This window comes from Hungatella sp. SB206 (assembly GCF_051132295.1).
Classification (GTDB): domain Bacteria; phylum Bacillota; class Clostridia; order Lachnospirales; family Lachnospiraceae; genus Hungatella; species Hungatella effluvii.
The window spans coordinates 986,216-1,001,856 of record NZ_CP096603.1 but is presented as its reverse complement, the minus strand read 5'-3'; the positions used below and the strand labels follow the sequence as shown (position 1 = coordinate 1,001,856).

The window sequence follows — 15,641 nt, the reverse complement described above, 5'->3', positions numbered from 1 at the left end:
GCTGGAGGAGCGGCGGAGCGAGGTCAAAATCGCGTTTACCAGGCGCAGCTGTAAGTCCCTCACGTACGTTCGGCGGAATGATTTGAGGGCACTGAGAGCGAAACTCCTTCAGGATTTCGGTCGAATTGCCCGGTGCCCCGCTCCGCCGCTTCTCCGGCCTTACGCCCAGCCCCTCAGCGAACCGTGAGCCAATTCCAAACTGCCGGCCGCCCTCTCTTTTCCCCAACTGCCTGCGCAAAGTCCGCGTCCCCCCCCGTCCAGCCCTAATTCTGACTAATTACCGGCACAAACACCCGGTTACTCACCGGATCCATCTTCCCCAGCTCTGCTTCCACGTTTTTTACCGCTTCCTCGCAGAACAGATCCTGGCTGCACACCAGCACCTTGCCGCGTTTATCCGGCTTCTCATACGTTCCATCCGGTTTCAGTATATGAGCCTTCACATTGTCCTCCAGCTGAACCTTTAAGACATGCATGACCTGTTCCTTTAAGGATTCCTCCTCCACCGGGAACATGATCTCCACACGCTTATCCAGGTTTCTCGGCATCCAGTCGGCGCTGCCCATATAGATCTCCGGACTTCCGTCATTTTCAAAATAGAAGACACGGGCGTGTTCCAGGAAATTACCGACAATGGAGTGTACCTCGATGTTCTCGCTCAAATTAGGAATGCCGGCCTTTAAGCAGCAGATTCCGCGGATCACCATCTCGATTTTTACGCCGGCACAGGAGGCCTCGTATAGCGCGGCCGCAATCTCCTTGTCGCAGAGAGAGTTCATCTTTGCCATGATATGCGCCGGTTTCTTCTTTAAGGCGTTCTGCGTTTCCCGGCGAATCATCTTTAAGAACCGGTTTCTCAGCCAGATAGGCGCTACCACCAGTTTATTCCAGTGCAGCGGTTCGGAGTAACCGGACAGCATGTTAAAAACTGCCGTGGCGTCCTCGCCGATCTGCGGGTTGCACGTCATGAGACCAAGATCCGTATAAAGCTTTGCGGTGGAATCGTTGTAGTTGCCGGTTCCCAGATGCACATAGCGGCGGATCCCGTCTTCCTCCCGGCGCACCACCAGGGTGATCTTGCTGTGGGTCTTTAATCCTACCAAACCGTATATAACGTGACAGCCCGCTTTCTCCAGCTTCTTTGCCCAGTTAATATTATTCTCCTCATCGAAACGGGCCTTTAGCTCCACCAGAACGGAGACCTGTTTCCCGTTGTCGGCCGCTTCAGCGAGGGCCGCGATAATCGGGGAATTGCCGCTGACGCGGTAGAGGGTCTGCTTGATGGCGAGCACATCCGGATCCTTAGCCGCGCTCTTTACGAAGTTTACCACCGGACCGAAGGTCTCGTATGGATGGTGCAGCAGAATGTCGCCCTTTCGGATATTCGTAAATATGTCATCCTCGTTCATCAGAGCCGGAACCCGCTGCGGAACGTACTTCGGAGCCTTTAAATGCTCGAAGCCCTCAAGTCCGTACATCTTCATCAGGAACGTCAGATCGAGCGGTCCTCCAATCTCATAGATGTCGCCCGAGCTGATGGAAAGCTCTCTCTTTAATATCTTCAGCAGGCTTTTGTCCATCTTCTCGTCGATTTCCAGACGGATGGCCTCGCCCCACTGGCGCTTCTTTAACTGCTTCTGGATCTCCTCCAGTAAGTCGACCGCCTCTTCCTCGTCGATGGTCAAATCCGCGTTCCTCATGATACGGAAGGGACTGTAGGCGACCACATTATAGTTTAAGAACATGGAACCGATGTTGCGTTCGATGATCTCCTCCAGAAGGATTACGGATCGGCCGGATTTCCTGTCGGCTGGGATCTCCACGATTCTCGGCAGTACGCTGGGTACCTGAACCATGGCGAACTCTAAGTCCTCTTCTCCGCTCTTCTTCTGAAGAAGCGCCGCGATGTTTAACGTCTTGTTCCGGATTAACGGAAACGGGCGGGACGAATCCACTGCCATCGGAGTCAGAACGGGATATACATTTTCCCGGAAATACTCATCTACGTAGGCGCCCTGTTCCGCGTTTAAGTCCGCATGGGTCGTGACCACACACAGCCCATTCTGCTTTAACGCAGGGAGAATTGAGCGGTTGTAGGTGGAATACTGCATAGCTACCATCTCGTGCGTCTTTACGCCGATCTTTTCCAGCTGCTCGGAGGGCTTTAAACCGGCGATATCCGGCTTCGTATATTTTGCGTGGACCATGTCCTTTAAGGATGCGACACGGACCATGAAAAATTCGTCCAGGTTTGACGAGGTAATGCTTAAGAATTTCAGCCGTTCAAACAGGGGCAGGTTCTTATCTCTGGCCTCACTCAGCACGCGGTAGTTGAATTCCAGCCAGCTCAGTTCACGGTTTACATAATTATCAGGATTGTAGAATCTTTCATCAATATCTGCCATCAGGACAACCTCCTCTTCTGTTTTAATACAGGCCGGATTCCGAAAATTTCCTCGAAGAAATCCGCTTTCTGGGCAAATGCCACCGCCTCCAGGGTAATATCCCCTCCATAGGTCGTGGTCACCAGCAGCTGGCCTTCCTTAACACTCAGACGGCAATCGTGAAGCTTCTGCTTATGGCTCCGGTCCATGGCATTGGCCAGCCGCAGAATCGCCGTCAGCTTGGCGATCAGTATGGTCACGTCGTTATGGGTCAGCTCACCCTTTGTATCACGAAACAGGTCTTCATTAAATGTGACCTCATTGTAATCGAAATCAATGCTGTTATAGCGCACCACATTGGCGATGATCTCACGCTCCATATGGGATAAACCGATGATCTCCGTCGACATGATGATATTATACCCCGACTCTCCCGTGTACTTCATTCCGATAAATTTTCCGCAGGAGTGGATGATGGCGGAGATTTGCAGCAGGAGACGCTCTCTCTTTCCCATGCCGTGGTACCGCTTCATGCTGTCAAATATATCGAGAACGTGTTTTTCCATGTCCGCCGTGTGGGAAGCGTGACATTTGTAGCGCTTCGCCATGTTGCGGGACGCCGCAAGAATATCCTCGGTGAAATCGTGGGTGAATTTTACCGCCCTGGTCTCCTCCGCATATTCCGCGGCAATGCCGTCGCAGAGACGGATTCCGGGTATCCAGAACATCTCGGCCCCGGTCAGCTCTAAGACTCTCCGGTAAATGATGGCCGCCGGCATTAAGAGGGCCGCGTACTCGCTGTTCACACCGAAACGCTCTTCGATCTGGTAGAGAGGCATATCCACCAGCTTCTCATAGAATGCCTTGAAATCTTCTGCGGTCACCCGGTCCACAGGTTTCCCCGTTCCGCTTCCTCTGGATAAATAGAGGATACATTCCCCGATGCCGATTAAATTCTTGATCTCTCGGTCCTTTAAATACATCTTTTTAAAAGTCACAAGCTCATTATCCACCAGTTCCTCGATGAGAGTATTCTCCATCCGGATGTCGGCCTGGATATTGGACATCATCTCCCGTATCCTTAAGACGCCCAGGAGAAGGTTCTGGGTGGAGATCAGCGCGTCCTTATCGAACAGGGATATCTGCATGCTGCCGAAGCCCACGTCCACAATGGCTGTGCCTTTCTGAATTGTCTTGTTAAATTCCGCGTCCTTGGAGGCAATGGCCTTATAGCTGATAAACCGCTGTTCCGAGTTGCTGATGATCTGTACTTCAATCCCTGTCCGAACCCGGATCTGATCCAGTACGATCTGGTTGTTGCGGGCCTCACGCATGGCGCTGGTAGCATAGGCGCGGTACTCTGAAATCTTGTAGGCCTCCATAATCTCCGCAAACTGCTGTAAGACGCCGCACATCTCCTCCACCAGTTCATAGCTGATCTTTCCATTATTATAGGTATCTTTTCCAAGGGCGATGACGTGGCGCACATGGTCTACCCGGCGGATTCCGTATTTGGGCGAAACCTCATAGATACCGAGTTCCAGTTCAAATGAACCCACGTCGATGGCTGCGAATAGTTTAATTGCCATACTTGTCCTCCTTACCGCCCGGTACGGGCAACATCCTTTCCATTATACTCTCCTTTTGTCAGGACATGTGTCAAATTTACGTAAAATCTTCCCGGGTGCCCATCAGGTGTGTGATGAACTGGCTGGCCGTCCTTCCTGACAGTCCTCCGTGGCTTAACTCCCACTTGTTGGCCTCCGCGTAGAGCTCCTCCAAAGGCATATTTACATGATACCGCTCCGCCAGCTCCCTTACAATGTTCTGGAACTGCTTCTTATCCGGAGAGCCAAAGTATATGGTCACGCCGAATCTGGCTACCAGTGACAGCTTCTCCTGTACGGTGTCGTTATTATGTAATTCATCATCCAGCTCCCTCTTATCACTGAACTTCTCACGGATCAGATGGCGCCGGTTGGAGGTCGCATAAATCAGCACATTCCCCGGCTTCTTTCCGAGACCGCCTTCAATAATAGCCTTTAAATACTTGTATTCCAGCTCGGAATCCTCAAAGGACAAATCATCCATGTAGATGATGAACTTGTAGTTCCTGTCCTTCACCTGCTCCTGTACCTCGGACAGGCTCTTGAACTGGTGCTTGTATACCTCGATGATGCGCAGCCCCTGCTCGTAGTACTCATTTAAAATTGCCTTGATGCTGGAGGATTTCCCCGTTCCGCTGTCGCCGAACAGAAGCACATTGTTGGCCGCTCTTCCCTGGATAAATGCCTCCGTATTCTCGATCAGCTTCTTCTTCTGAAGCTCATAGCCGATGATATCGTCCAGATAAATGTGCTCCACGTTGGTGATGGGATTAATATAGACCTCGTGGTCGATCTCCTCGATTCGAAACGCCTTGTTAAGCCCGAACTTGCCGACGCCGAACCGACGGTAAAACTCTGTCACGGCTTTTCCGAAGGCGGCTACATCCTCAGACCGCTCCAGCTCCACCGCCAGCGCCACGATCTGGTCCCGGATTCTCTTGTTGAACACGCGGCTGTTGCCACTCACCGCCTGGTAGTCTGAGAGTGCGGACCAGACACCGCCGCCCGTCGGATCAGCCCCGCCGTCCAATGTGCGGATATCGTAATCAAACAGCTCCTTGATCACGTTGAAATCATGGGCGGCCAGTTCATTCAGAGAGCCTTCGATATGGCCCACAATTTCACATGAAGTACTGTATACATTTTCGTTGTTTGCAAGGCAGAATGCTAAAAAACAATGCCAGAGATTCCCCTCAAAGCCGTAAGTCACCGCCATGTCGATCAATTGGCTGGCACAGGCATAGGAATCCGGCATTGTTCCCGGCTTGTCGTCCGGCCCAACGGCCAGAAGTGTGGAAACGTGATCAAACAGTTCCCGGTGCTGCAGATTTCGGTAGATAATGAGTTCCTGCGATTTCATAAGTTCCTCCCTATTTTTTCGAAATGGCCAGGCAGCCTACAGCCGCCTGACCGTTCTTCGTTCCCTAATAATTGCCTAAAATTCTCATGTTAGACGCTTCTTCTTCAATTCCCTTTAACGCATTCTGAATCTGCGCATCGCCCAGGTTTCCCTCGATATCGACGAAGAACCGGTATTCCCAGTTTCTTCCGGCAATGGGCCTGGATTCAATCATGCGCATGTTCACATGATTATAGATAAAATTGCTCAGCATATTGTACAGGGAACCGCTCGTGTGGGGAAGCTCGAAGCTGATGCTCACCTTCGACGCATCCTCCCGGTATATGGGATCCCTGGACAGGATGATGAACCGGGTCGTATTATTTTTGTTATGATTGATGGACGGTTCCAGCACCTTTAAACCGTACAGCCTTCCGGCTGTCTCACTGGCCACCGCCGCCTGATTCTTCTTCCCGTCATTCAAGACCTTTTTTGCAGACGCCGCGGTGTTCTCCACACTGTACTGCGCCCAGTCCCGATGGGAGTTTAAGTATCGGGAGGACTGCATCAGCGCCTGGGGATGGGAAAATACGGTGGTAATATCCGAAAGCTCCGCCTCCGGAAGTCCCAAAAGCGCATGGTTGACCGGGAGAAAAATCTCCGCCACAATGTAATTATGGTATTTGATCAGCAGGTCGTAATTATCGCTGACTGCGCCCGCTGAGGAATTCTCGATGGGCAGGACCGCGTAATCGGCCCGGCCGGCCTCGACCTCCTTCATGGCGTCTTCCCAGAACTGCACGTGATAAGCGTCCACATCACTGCCAAAATACTGCAGTGTAGCTTCATGGCTGTATGCACCTTCCACTCCCTGGTACACCACACGGATTCCCTTCAGAGGAAGCTCCTTCACGGCCTTGAAATCCATCCTGGCTGTCAGTCCGTGTTCCGCCATCAGCTTATACTGATACCGGCGGCTGATCGTCATCATCTGGCTGAACAGTTCCTCCACGGCCTGCTTCTGGAAGCTGTCGTCTGTCATGGCCTTCACGGAGTCCAGCTTCTGTCTCTCCCGCTCTCCGTCGTAGACCGGTTTGCCGTTTTCAATCTTATATTCCGCCACGTCGCCGCATAGGCGCATGCGTTCCTCGAACAGGGTCACAATCTCCCTGTCGACCTGATCCAGTTGTTTTCTGATTTCCTGTAAATCGAATGCACTCATAAATTCTGTCCTTCTGCCAGCTGAAGCCTAAGCATGGCCTTTATCTGTTCTTCCGTATAAGCCCCCGGGAACTTCTTCACTTCCGGAGGAAGTTCCTTTGTGTGGAACGGCTCTCCAAAGGTGATAGTCACATGGGATGGCTTGATCTTCGGAAAATGCTGTTCAAAGACTTCTGCGGTCCCTGTCAGGGCCACTGGCACCACATAGCAGCCGCTCTTTTCCGCAATCTTTAAGCTTCCCTCTTTGAATGTCAGCATATCCAGCGGGTCGTCGTTCTTATTTCTCGTTCCCTCCGGGAAAATCCATACGGAAACGCCGCGTTTCACCTGTTCAATTCCTGCAAGGATGGTCTTTAAACCTTCCTTTAAATTCACGCGGTCGAGAAAGAGGCAGTTGACCAGCTTCATCCAGGATGAAAGAAGCGGAATCTTCTCCATCTCCTTCTTGGCCACAAAACCGGTCAGGGACGGAACCGTCACATATCCCACCAGGATATCGAAATAGCTGCGGTGGTTCCCCACGTAAAGTACCGCCTGGTCAGCCGGGACATTCTCTCTTCCCTTTACCGTGATCTTCACTCCCGCCATCCAGAGGATCAGCCGGAATACACACTGGATCACGGCCAGGCTCTGTACATCGCGCAGGCGGCGGTTTTTCTTACCAATCAGAAATTCCACCAGCATCAGCGGAATACTTAAAATTAAAAACAGAATGACAGTTGCTGCTACAAATATAAAACGTATCATTGGTCTTCCCCTCCATTTTTACTATTATATAAAATGAAGAGTGTAATTACAATACTTACCCGCCTTTCTTTTTCGTAATTTGCTCAAATAAAAGCCCTGTGGCGAACCACAGCGGAGCAAAATCGAGCCGTATGAGGCCGTCGATATTCGTACTCCGTCCCGTGTAGTCCCAGGGACACATTCCCCGTGACCGAAGCCACGCTCCTGAGACGTATTCCGCCACAAAAATCAGGACCATGTAAAGCATACCGTGGCGGACCGCCAGATCCGACTTTTTTACGCTCAGTGATTTCCCCGGATTGAGCCAGTCGTCGATCCATTTGCCGATCGGTCCCAGAAGCGCTCCGCATCCGTAGATTGGGAACATCAAAAGGGACGTCCTCCCCATCAGCCTCCAGTCGTGCCTCATGATTGATTCCGCTGACGTAAAAAGGACCTCCAGGCACCAGCCTGTGATTCCGCATTTGCAAAAATTGACTGGGAGCTGTTTTAGCTGCAGCGCCGTGCTGCTGATTGTAAATTTTTTGAATGTTGTTGTGTTTAGTGTTGTCGTCTTCATAAGTACCAGTATGTACCCAAAGCGGTAATTTTATGAACAAAAAAAGGGGGCAAATGCATTTCCTGCATTTTTCCCCTTTTGATCGTGGATCGACCGGTATCCGGACAGTCTCCGCTATAAACAGCGGATCTCATAGAAGCGGCGACAACAGTCTGCTGCACTGCTCCTTCACCCGGATCCACAAGTCTCTCGACGCATAGTCCTCTCTGGTTATCTCTTTGCAAAGCTTTAAATCCTCAATAAAGATATTCTCCAGTTCTTTCGTGGTCTCCTCATCGTAAATGACGGCATTGACCTCAAAATTCAGCTCAAAGCTTCTGATGTCCATGTTTGCCGTGCCATAGGAGCAGACGCGTCCGTCTGTCATCACGCCCTTGGCATGGAGGAAGCCGTTCTCATACGTATAGCACCTGGCTCCCGCTGACAGAAGATCACCCACATAGGAGTAGGTCGCCCAGTATACAAACGGATGGTCCGGCTTGCACGGGATCATCAGGCGGACATCCACTCCGGACCTGGCGGCAATCTGAAGCGCGGATAAGACGGCATCATCCGGAACAAAATACGGCGTCTGGATATAGATATGGTCGCGCGCCTTTGCGAACAACCGGATATAATTGTCCCGGATCTGCCTGCTGACAGCGTCCGGACCGCTGGCAATGATCTGAATCCCCAGCGGATGAATACCTGGATCCACCTGATCCAGCCGGAATAAATCGGCGCCGGTCTCAAAATACCTCATATCCTTAAACAGGTTTTCTCCTGCCGCGTAATTCCAGTCCAGCGCGAAACGAATCTGAAGACTCAGCACAGAACCGCCCGTCAGCTTTAAGTGCGTATCCCTCCAATAGCCGAACTTGGGGTCTCTGGAAATGTACTCGCGCCCGATGTTAAATCCGCCCACGTAGCCGACCTTGTTGTCAATAACCACGATTTTCCGGTGGTTGCGGTAATTCATTCGAAGCTGGAGCCGTCCCAGGATGGGCGGAAAGAAAATCCCTACCTTCACACCGCACTGCTTCAGTTCCTCCCATTTCTTCTTCGGCATGAAACGGCCGCCCATACCGTCACAGAGAATACGGACCTCCACTCCGGCTCTGGCCCGTTCGGCCAGGATCGGGCTGATGGAATCGAACAGCTCGTCGTCCTTGATAATATAGTACTGAAGGTGGATAAAACGTTCGGCTTTTCTCAGTTCATTGCGCAGATCCGTATATTTTGCCTCGCCGTCCGTAAAAATGCGGACAGTATTGTCGATGGTCAAAACCGCTCCTGAGGTCTCTAAATTGTACAGCACCAGGTCCTCATAGTCACGGGACAGATGAGACTCCAGGCTGGTATCGTGCGTCTTTAAAAACTCCTCCTGGCCGCGCACGGTAAAATAGACGCGGTCCTCCACTTCCTTAACGCGGAACATCTTGCTTTTCCCCATGTCCTGCCCCAGAAGGAGGTAAAACACGAAGCCAAAAATCGGTATGAAATACAGGACCATCAGCCAGGTCCAGACAGATTTCGGATCACGCCTTTGGAAAAATACTATTATGATTGAAAAAATCAGATTGATGTAAATTAAATGCTCCATGATCCACGACCAGACGGCTGTGACCGCCATCCATGCTGTCTCCATATGAAGTCCTCCTTTTTCCCCTTCGAGTACTCTCGGAAACTCCTTGTGCTCAGATTTGTGAGATGATTTTTCGTCAGATGTTCACAAATTTACGAGGCGTACACGGCGTGTACGTTGAATAAATTTGTGTGCATATGGCGGAAAATCAGCCACAAAGATGAGTGCAAAGGAGTTTCCGAGAGTGCTCCCTTCCTCAGTCTTCCCCGAAATAATCCATATCAATCGTATAGACCAGACGTTCCATCTCCTCAAATGTCGTAATTCCAGCCAGAACCATTTTCACCGCCTCTTCTTTCAGAGTCGTCATCCCATGGCTGCGAATTGCGTACGCTTTCAACTCGTCTTCTTTTCTGCCCTCTGTGATCATGCGCTTCATCTCCGCATCCACGCTTAAAATCTCATGGATGGCAATGCGGCCCTTGTATCCTGTCTCATTGCAGAGATAACAGCCCTTTCCCCGGCGCAGACGCACGTGTTCACCAGGAGCCGCAGGCTTTCCGTACATAATCTTCAGTTCTTCGGGACGCGCCTCATACTCTTCCTGACAGTAGGGACAAACCTTTCTCATAAGTCTCTGGGATACGATTCCGGCTATGGAGGCCGCAGCCAGATACGCGGGAATTCCCATATCCATCAGCCTCGTAACCGATGATGCGGCATCATTGGTATGAAGTGTGGAAAATACCAGATGACCTGTGATAGCGGCGCGTGCTGAAATCTCAGCAGTCTCCGGGTCTCTTGTCTCTCCGATCATGATGATATCGGGATCCTGACGAAGAATGGAGCGCAGTCCTGTCTGGAAGTTCAGCCCCGCTCTGTCACCTACCTGTATCTGATTAATCTTCGGCAGATTGCGTTCCACCGGATCCTCTATTGTAACAATATTCACAAGGCGGCTGCTTAAATACTGAAGAACCGAATATAATGTCGTTGTCTTCCCACTTCCGGTCGGTCCGGTAAAGTAAATGATCCCGTGCGGGATACGCAGAAGCTGTTTCATCTTCCGGTAGTTATCACCGGACATGCCAAATGCGGCGCTGCGGTCAATCGGCGTATTCGTCGTCAGGAACCGAAGCACACCCTTTTCGCCGTAAATGGTAGGTACGAAGGATACTCTCACGTTCATCTCCCTGCCATCCAGTGTGATTTTAAAGTGACCGTCCTGCGATTTCCTTTTCTCGGCAATATCCATCTTCGCCAGAATCTTGGTGCGCGCCACAATACCCTGATGAATGGCAGGAGAAAGCGTCATGTATGGAATCAGCATTCCGTCGCGCCTCATGCGGACAACCGTCTCATTTTCGTAGGGTTCAATATGAATATCACTGGCGTTTGTATTGTAGCCCTTCAAAAGCAGGCTGTTTAACAGACGGACGATTGGCGCCTGATCTTCATCGGAGCTTACCATCAGGTTCTCCGCAAAGGTTCTGGAAAATACGGCGTGTTCGCTGGCCAGTCTCGCCGCCGCTCTGGCGTCAATCCCTGAGTAATTCAGCTCGATCGCGTGGCGGATCTGCGTCCGTTCCGCCAGAATCAGCAGGATTCTCATATTGGTCACCAGACGGATATCCTCAAGCGCATATAAATCCAGTGGATCCGCCGTCGCCACGGTTAAACAGCTTCCTTCCATGGAAACTGCTATAATATTATATTTTATGGCCAGCTGTTTCGGAATTTTCTCCACTGCACGCTCATCGATATGAAAGAACTCCAGATCAATGACTTCGAGTCCCATACTGCGTCCCAGCACTTCCATAAGCTCCCGGTCCGTTACATACCCAAGATCCGTCAGAACTTCGGCCAGACGCCGGTCATTTGCCTCCGCTTTCAATTGCTTCAGACCTTCATTCAGTTGTTCCTTCGTGATGGCGCCCTGTTCTACCAGCACTTCTCCAATGTGTATTCCCTTCATTTCTCCAACCTCAAACTGTATTTTCAATCCATTCCCATGACGCCGACTCATTGCCTGCTGGAATATCCCGGATCTGTATAGTAAATATAGAGGGTATTTCCAGCCGTGCCGGCGCTGGCTTCCAGATCACGGCGGATTATGTCTTTGCCGTTCAGTTCTAAATTAACTAATTTTACCACAGAGTCTGCGGAATATAAAGCCGTATTCGTTTGATTCTTCCACGTAATCCGGTACTTTAAAACCGGTGCATTACCCTCTGACGATACCGGCAGAATCTCGCAGAAGGCCTTTCTCTTCCGGTAAAATTCCTCTTCACATATCGCTTCTCCGTCGCAGTAGATCCTGCCATCCCTTGAAAACAGGATTTCATGGCCGTATTCATCACCGGTCAATTCTTCTCTGCTGATCACCAGGCTCTCCGCACAGGAAATCCGGTCCTCCAGATAATCGACAATCACCTGAGTCGTTCTCCTTAAGTCGTCGGCGGAGGCGCTCGTTTCAAACATGTTTCCCGTGTAGGTATACATCCGGATCAGGAAGCTCATGAGAATGAATGCGATTGCCAGGGACGCGATCAATTCCGTCAGCGTCATTCCCCGGTCGCCGCTCAGACGGCCATTCCATTTTCCACTCACACTGCACCTCACTCCCTGGATTTCGGCACCGGCCCTATCACCTTCAGTGTGACAGGTGAGGCATGTCCTTCACCGGTCCATGACATCCCATATTCCATAATCACTGCATCCATGGAAATTGTATGATTGTTTATTTTGAATCTGAGTTTTGTCTCTTTCGTTCTGAGCGGTTCCTTTTCCAGCTCCACGCATTCCAGCGCAGCCATATACTGTTTTCTCATCACGGTTCCCCTGCCCAGGGAAGAATGTGCCATTCCCAGGCATTTCAAGAATATCGTGACCGCAATCAATAGAATGGTCCATGCTGCCAGAGACTCGATCAGAGTAAAGCCATCGTTTGATTTGCAGGGGTTTTCTGTATTATTGTGTCTTGCCATGTTACTGTGCTTTTCCATATTACTGCATCTTGCCATTTTACCACATTTCACGATTTGCCTCCCATTCGCGGTTAGAGTGCTCGGTTATTCCACTTATGCCATCCCGTTAATTTATAGTAACAGTTCAGACGGCGGGAAAATTGGTGCAATAACGGACGTTGAGCTGGCTCATAAGGCCGTCTTTACACCAATTTTCACATCGGATGGATATCCGATGCTTCTTGACCGGCTTTTTCGGTCAAGAAGATGAGCCGTCTGAACTGTTACAATTTATAAGCTGTGGTTCTCCCCGTTCATACCCGAGGACGATCCATGGCTCTTCCTCCGATTCCGTATCGTTCTGGAGATAAACTGTCATGATCTCGGTGCTGCTGCCTTTCTTCGCAGTAGCGGTCAACATAAGACAGTTCTCTTCCGGCATGTAGTATCCGGTCATCGTACAGCTTCCCATGGTGGCATCTAATTGGAACTTGATGGCGGAGATGGGAATCATATTGTTGATTCTGGAATCTGACATATTGGCCGAATCCGTGTTGGATTGCGCGTTTAGTTCTGCTTTTGGTTCTGTGCCAAATTCTCCATTTGATTCGTTTCCAGGCTCTGCTCTGAATTCTTCATCTGGTTCATCTTCCAGTTCCGCGCCTGACTCCTCATCCGGTTCGTCTCCCAACTCCGCGCCTAACTCCTCATCCGGTTCGTCTCCCAGCTCCGCGCCTAACTCCTCATCCGGTTCGTCTCCCAGCTCCGCATCTGATCCGCTACCCATAAATTCCGAAATTTCATCTAAAATGGCATCCCGCAGTTCTCCGGAACCGTTACCTGTAAAGTCTGCAGCCGCAGTCTGTACGATGGAGCGTGCCGTTAAATACGCCTGCCTGTCATTGTACTCCCTAAGACTCTGCCGATAATACGCTGAAGTGGCAAACAGAATCGCGGTCACCAGAATCATCAGTATCATAACCATAACTACGACCCAGCCGAGTACGTACCCTTCTTCCCCGTTTTTGCGCCCTGCCATTTAACCACCTCATTTCAGTTTACTGACTTTCAGGGCTCGCTGATTATTTTCATATTGCTGTATTCACCACTGTTTTTCAATTCCTCACTGCTTTTCAACTCCTCACTGCTTTTCAACTCCAGCATCAAGCAAGTCACCGTCATAGACAGCGTTTCACCATTGACGTTGCCGTCCGTCATCGCTTCCGCTCCATCGGCCTTATCCTCTATGCTGTTTCTGGAATATGAAGTCACAGAGATCCAATCTCTGTCGTATGCCCAGTCCAGCAGCCGGTATAAATCTTCCATTGTTCCTGATGCTTCTACATGGACAGTCGCCTTATGGATGTTATATCCGGTTTCCGCCGCCTCCTTTGTCTCCAGAACAGAAACATCTAAAACCTTAATGGTCTCGGGTACAATTTCAAAGGAGGTCAGATATTCTGCAAGTTCCGGAATCAGCATGGAATTGGTACGGTACGGCAGATAATCCTCCGTATTTTCACCAATCACGCCCTGTTCTCTGCCAATCTCCTGCTCCAGGACAGATTTCCCAGTCAGATCGTTCTCGGACTCGCGTTCCTGAAGCTGTATAATTTTCAGTTCCGCCTCTGTCCTTACCCGTTTCATATCGGATGGAATTTTCACCAGATAGTAGACTCCCGTTAAAAGCAGAAGAACTACCGCAATATAAACCAGTACCTTTTCTCTCTGCGTAAGTTTTCTCATGGTTCCCTCCTTATTCCGGCATTTTTAATACACACTCCAGTTGAAAATAATACCAGCCATCCTTTTCCTTTGTCACCGGATTGACATTGGTAAATCCGGAATACTCTATCTTTGAGAACAGTCCGCTCTCTTCCAGTCTGCGCGCATAAGCTGATATTTCCCCATAGTTCTGTGAATTTCCGTTAAAAATCAGCGAGCCATCCATGTATTCCGGTTCGGAGAGTTCCAGGCTTCCGCCCGCCGCGTCAAAGATATACTTCCGCACAGCGCTGTTCATCTTCGCAGTCTTTACCGCCTCTTTCTTTACTGCAGCCTGCCCGGCCGTCAGGGTTCTCAGGGACATCAGTTTCTCTTTCAACTGTTTTTCTTCTGCCAGCGCCTCTTTTCTCCCTTTTTCAGACAGGCGTTCTTCAAGAACATGTATCTCTTCCCTCATGTTTCTTACAGCAATCTCGTTACCCGCCGCAATCCCCAGGAAGATACTGAGAATTGCCGCAGGTAAAAGACATGCTCCAAGAAAACGGGACCGTTCCTCTCCCCTGCGCCTTTCCTTCTGTTTCGCCGCTCCAATGAGATCCAGAGACTTACGGCCTCCCAGCAGACTGCCGGTGACATACATATACTGGCCCATGGAATAGCTGATGCCGCCTTTTGATGTAATCAGCGCTTCCTCTCCAGGCACCGTCACGGTGATATCCTCATTTTTCACAATGCTGGGAATGAGGCGGTCCAGTTCTTCTTTCCCCAGCCCGCAGAGACAGACAAAATCCAGTTCAAATTCATCTCTCTGCATCTTGCAGAAATGAATAACGGACCGGATCACCTTCGCCATCTCTGCCGTACTCTCCTCAGTTCCTCTCTCATCGACCAGACGCATGCGGTTCGTATACGTATAGACACCATCGATGTAAAGCGATGTCATCATATTCCGTCCATCCGCGATTGCCATAATAAATGTCTTATTTCGGAAAGACGGCAGGAAATCAACCAGATTATTCAAACCATCTACTGCGACGTCAATCGATTTCAGCTTCATACCACATTCGGAGAACAGGCTCTGGTACTCAAGAATTACACTGCGTTTCATCGCCACACAGAGGATAGTACACCCTTTGTTATCCCTGTTTTTCCTCCTGATGATACTGTAATCATAGACGTAGCTGCCCTTCTCTGAGGGCAGAATCAGATCGGAAATCTCCCGTCTCACCAGTTCCAGCATCTGGCTGTGAGGCATCCGCGGAGCTCGCAGCACCTTCGTGATAATCTGGTTTCCGCCCATAGTCAAATACACATGTCTGCGGTATTTACCATACCGCTTCCTGATTCCGTTCAGTACCTCCTTTACGGCTTCCTCTTCTGTCACAACGTCGTTAATTAAGGCGCCTTCCTTTAAGCGGATGCTAAGGCAGTCCATAATCTCTATCTTTTTCCCTGACCTTCCAAGCACAGTTCTTATCTCATTTTCCCCTAAATAGACTGATAATCTCATATGTGCCCTCCTGTTTAAG

General features: G+C 50.3%; 13 protein-coding genes. All 13 read right to left on the bottom strand.

The window, feature by feature from the left end; all coding sequences use genetic code 11:
- Positions 1–263: 263 nt before the first annotated feature.
- The 13 genes from M1L66_RS04425 to pilM all read right to left on the bottom strand — a co-directional run bounded on the left by M1L66_RS04425 (position 264) and on the right by pilM (position 15,622).
- Positions 264–2,405 (bottom strand): RNA degradosome polyphosphate kinase, encoded by a 2,142-nt coding sequence (locus tag M1L66_RS04425; RefSeq protein WP_434691209.1) that lies wholly within the window; start codon positions 2,403–2,405, stop codon positions 264–266.
- Complete coding sequence (locus M1L66_RS04420; protein ID WP_002601670.1) at positions 2,405–3,973, bottom strand: Ppx/GppA phosphatase family protein; 1,569 nt, start codon at positions 3,971–3,973, stop codon at positions 2,405–2,407. Before M1L66_RS04420 ends, M1L66_RS04425 begins: the two co-directional genes overlap by 1 nt.
- Before the next feature lie 76 nt (positions 3,974–4,049).
- Positions 4,050–5,351, bottom strand: coding sequence for an ATP-binding protein (locus tag M1L66_RS04415; protein ID WP_434691206.1), 1,302 nt, complete (start codon positions 5,349–5,351; stop codon positions 4,050–4,052).
- 64 nt (positions 5,352–5,415) lie between these two features.
- The gene (pheA, locus tag M1L66_RS04410; protein ID WP_434691203.1) at positions 5,416–6,552 is read right to left on the bottom strand and encodes a prephenate dehydratase; all 1,137 of its coding nucleotides are present in this window, start codon (positions 6,550–6,552) and stop codon (positions 5,416–5,418) included.
- The gene (locus tag M1L66_RS04405) at positions 6,549–7,298 is read right to left on the bottom strand and encodes a lysophospholipid acyltransferase family protein (RefSeq protein WP_373262480.1); all 750 of its coding nucleotides are present in this window, start codon (positions 7,296–7,298) and stop codon (positions 6,549–6,551) included. The genes pheA and M1L66_RS04405 overlap by 4 nt, the downstream gene beginning before the upstream one ends.
- 55 nt (positions 7,299–7,353) lie before the next feature.
- Positions 7,354–7,857 carry a putative ABC transporter permease gene (locus M1L66_RS04400; protein WP_243270336.1) on the bottom strand — a complete coding sequence of 168 codons (504 nt, stop codon included), beginning with the start codon at positions 7,855–7,857 and terminating at the stop codon, positions 7,354–7,356.
- Between the two features lie 130 nt (positions 7,858–7,987).
- Positions 7,988–9,484, bottom strand: coding sequence for a cardiolipin synthase (gene cls / locus M1L66_RS04395; RefSeq protein ID WP_434691199.1), 1,497 nt, complete (start codon positions 9,482–9,484; stop codon positions 7,988–7,990).
- Between the two features lie 193 nt (positions 9,485–9,677).
- The gene (locus tag M1L66_RS04390; protein WP_434691196.1) at positions 9,678–11,396 is read right to left on the bottom strand and encodes a GspE/PulE family protein; all 1,719 of its coding nucleotides are present in this window, start codon (positions 11,394–11,396) and stop codon (positions 9,678–9,680) included.
- A 47-nt stretch (positions 11,397–11,443) separates the two neighbouring features.
- A complete protein-coding gene (locus M1L66_RS04385) occupies positions 11,444–12,031 on the bottom strand; it encodes a type II secretion system protein (protein WP_434691194.1) in 588 nt (195 codons plus the stop codon).
- Between the two features lie 8 nt (positions 12,032–12,039).
- Positions 12,040–12,459 (bottom strand): prepilin-type N-terminal cleavage/methylation domain-containing protein, encoded by a 420-nt coding sequence (locus tag M1L66_RS04380; RefSeq protein WP_349768946.1) that lies wholly within the window; start codon positions 12,457–12,459, stop codon positions 12,040–12,042.
- A 187-nt stretch (positions 12,460–12,646) separates the two neighbouring features.
- Complete coding sequence (locus M1L66_RS04375) at positions 12,647–13,426, bottom strand: hypothetical protein (protein WP_434691191.1); 780 nt, start codon at positions 13,424–13,426, stop codon at positions 12,647–12,649.
- Between the two features lie 29 nt (positions 13,427–13,455).
- Entirely contained in the window at positions 13,456–14,133 is a 678-nt protein-coding gene (locus M1L66_RS04370) for a hypothetical protein (RefSeq protein ID WP_434691188.1), read from the bottom strand.
- A 10-nt stretch (positions 14,134–14,143) separates the two neighbouring features.
- Entirely contained in the window at positions 14,144–15,622 is a 1,479-nt protein-coding gene (gene pilM, locus M1L66_RS04365; protein WP_187022948.1) for a pilus assembly protein PilM, read from the bottom strand.
- Between the last annotated feature and the right edge of the window lie 19 nt (positions 15,623–15,641).

Coding starts and splice junctions, on each gene's coding strand:
- M1L66_RS04425 (WP_434691209.1), bottom strand. CDS start 2,405: ATGGCAGATATTGATGAAAGATTCTACAATCCTGATAATTATGTAAAC.
- M1L66_RS04420 (WP_002601670.1), bottom strand. CDS start 3,973: ATGGCAATTAAACTATTCGCAGCCATCGACGTGGGTTCATTTGAACTG.
- M1L66_RS04415 (WP_434691206.1), bottom strand. CDS start 5,351: ATGAAATCGCAGGAACTCATTATCTACCGAAATCTGCAGCACCGGGAA.
- pheA (WP_434691203.1), bottom strand. CDS start 6,552: ATGAGTGCATTCGATTTACAGGAAATCAGAAAACAACTGGATCAGGTC.
- M1L66_RS04405 (WP_373262480.1), bottom strand. CDS start 7,298: ATGATACGTTTTATATTTGTAGCAGCAACTGTCATTCTGTTTTTAATT.
- M1L66_RS04400 (WP_243270336.1), bottom strand. CDS start 7,857: ATGAAGACGACAACACTAAACACAACAACATTCAAAAAATTTACAATC.
- cls (WP_434691199.1), bottom strand. CDS start 9,484: ATGGAGACAGCATGGATGGCGGTCACAGCCGTCTGGTCGTGGATCATG.
- M1L66_RS04390 (WP_434691196.1), bottom strand. CDS start 11,396: ATGAAGGGAATACACATTGGAGAAGTGCTGGTAGAACAGGGCGCCATC.
- M1L66_RS04375 (WP_434691191.1), bottom strand. CDS start 13,426: ATGGCAGGGCGCAAAAACGGGGAAGAAGGGTACGTACTCGGCTGGGTC.
- M1L66_RS04370 (WP_434691188.1), bottom strand. CDS start 14,133: ATGAGAAAACTTACGCAGAGAGAAAAGGTACTGGTTTATATTGCGGTA.
- pilM (WP_187022948.1), bottom strand. CDS start 15,622: ATGAGATTATCAGTCTATTTAGGGGAAAATGAGATAAGAACTGTGCTT.